We start from the raw sequence: 2,139 nt of genomic DNA, 5'->3' as shown, positions 1-2,139 counted from the left end.
CGCAGAAGCTGGCGAAGCTGACGTTCGCGCCGACGCTGTCGACGGGCCCGGGCTTCTGGAACCGTCCGGAACTGCGCCTGTACGTGACCACGGCCAAGTGGAACGCGGCCGCCAACGCGGCCGAGAACGGCGGCGCCGGCGTCACCAACCGCGCCAACGGCGACACCAAGGGCACGTCCTATGGTGCGCAGGCCGAGATCTGGTTCTGATCGACGGACCTGCTGACGACTCCTTTCGAAGGGCCCTGCGGGGCCCTTTTTATTGCAGCGCCTCCGTAGAATGAAGCCTTTCCTGTTCGAAGGCGCCAGAGATGAAGCCTCGCACCGACACCGTGCCGCACCAGTCGAGCGTCAGCGTGCGTCAGTACGTTGTGGACCTCGCCCGTCAGCATCGGGTCTCCTACACAAGGACCTTTGCAGACGAGTGGGCTGAAGCGGCGACCCGACTTGCCGGCGATGACGTGCAGTCCGATGAAACCGCGGACCTGCTGGTGGCATTGAAGCGAGCCCACAAGGTCACGGACAGTGAGATGACCGCCTTGCTCGTCAACCACCTGAGGGAGAGGAAGGGTGTTTGACCCCTTCAAGGATTTCGCGACCGCGGGTTATCTCCGCAATTCCGCAGGCGAGAAGGATCTGCGGATCGTGAAGCGTGTCGAGCACGAGCTTTTCCGCGCCAATCTGCCTGATGCGGTGGCGTTTCTCGCGAAGCTTCCGAGCGTCGCCTATGCGGACTTCCTCGAAGTCCACCGGCTCCTGTTTCGGGGCCTCTATCCGTGGGCCGGACAGGATCGCCTTGTCGTGGCTCCGGAATGTGCCATCTCCAAGGGGGAGACCTTGTTCTCGCACCCGGCCTCTGCTCGCTTGGCTGTCGAAGAAGGACTTCGCCTGGGGCACGACAACAAGAGGATGAGCGAAGCGCCGGGCTTGGTGATGGGGCTCTTTGCCTACGGGCACCCATTTCTGGACGGAAATGGTCGAACGATGCTGATCGTGCATGCGGAGTTGTGCCATCGTGCAGACTTCTCCATCGACTGGCACGGGACGCGCAAGCCCGAGTATCTGCGGGCACTGAGCGACGAGATTGCTTCCCCCGGCAAGCGCATCCTCGATGACTACCTGTTGCGCTACATCGGTCCGCGTCAGGATCGCTCCATCTGGACGCAGGTTGCGCCGTCTCTTGAGGGGCTCGACGGACTGCCCTCCCTGGATCGGGTCGAAGGCAATTTCGGTGATGAAGCGATCGCGAGAAAGTACGACCAGTTCGACCGCGAAAGAAAAAAGGGTTACCAGTCCGGAGCCGCTTGACCGCGGCTCAGGGCTTCTCCCGATGTGGGCTTGGCCGCGAGAAGTCACATTTCGTTCGTCACTCAAACTATGTCGACGCGGCCCAACTTGCGCCCGCCGGCGGCCGAAGTGATGCTCCCACAAGACAGACCCCCACAAGACAGGAGAGAGACATGCAGTTCAAGCACACCCTGGGCGCCGTCGCGTTCGCGCTCGCTTTCGGATCCCTCAGCACCGCCGCCCAGGCGCAGCTCACCGTCGGCGTCAGCTGGTCGAACTTCCAGGAAGAACGCTGGAAGACCGACGAGGCGGCCATCAAGGCCCAGCTCGAGAAGCTCGGCGCCAAGTACGTGAGCGCCGATGCCGGCGGCTCGCCCGAGAAGCAGCTGGCCGACATCGAGGGCCTGATGTCCAAGGGCGCCAAGGTGCTGATCGTGCTGGCGATGGACAAGGACGCGATCCTGCCGGCCGTCAACAAGGCCGCGAAGCAGAAGGTGCCGGTGGTGGCCTACGACCGCCTGATCGAGGCGCCCGGCGTCTTCTACATCACCTTCGACAACAAGGAAGTCGGCCGCCTGCAGGCGCGCGCCGTCTTCAAGGCCCAGCCCAAGGGCAACTACGTGATGATCAAGGGCTCGCCGACCGACCCGAACGCGAACTTCCTGCGCGAAGGCCAGCAGGAGGTGATCGACGCCGCCGTCAAGAAGGGTGACATCAAGATCGTCGGCGAGGAGTACACCGACGGCTGGAAGCCCGAGGTCGCGCAGAAGAACATGGAGCAGATCATCACGAAGAACACGGCTGGAAGCCCGAGGTCGCGCAGAAGAACATGGAGCAGATCATCACGAAGAAC

4 protein-coding genes are annotated in these 2,139 nt (G+C 63.0%); all 4 read left to right on the top strand.

The window, feature by feature from the left end; translation table 11 throughout:
* On the top strand, positions 1–209 hold a 209-nt coding region (locus tag AC1D01_RS31555; protein WP_477873459.1), incomplete at its 5' end, for a carbohydrate porin.
* 101 nt (positions 210–310) lie between these two features.
* Entirely contained in the window at positions 311–577 is a 267-nt protein-coding gene (locus AC1D01_RS31550) for a hypothetical protein (protein ID WP_477873458.1), read from the top strand.
* Positions 570–1,307: a Fic/DOC family protein gene (locus tag AC1D01_RS31545; RefSeq protein ID WP_477873457.1), complete on the top strand. Its 738-nt coding sequence runs from the start codon at positions 570–572 to the stop codon at positions 1,305–1,307. Before AC1D01_RS31550 ends, AC1D01_RS31545 begins: the two co-directional genes overlap by 8 nt.
* A 152-nt stretch (positions 1,308–1,459) precedes the next feature.
* A partial coding sequence (locus AC1D01_RS31540) for a substrate-binding domain-containing protein (protein ID WP_477873456.1) occupies positions 1,460–2,139 on the top strand: 680 nt, incomplete at its 3' end.

It is taken from the genome of Rhizobacter sp. P3_B12, assembly GCF_056402895.1.
Note: the sequence above shows the minus strand (reverse complement) of the source record. Positions and strands in the feature narration are given on the sequence as shown.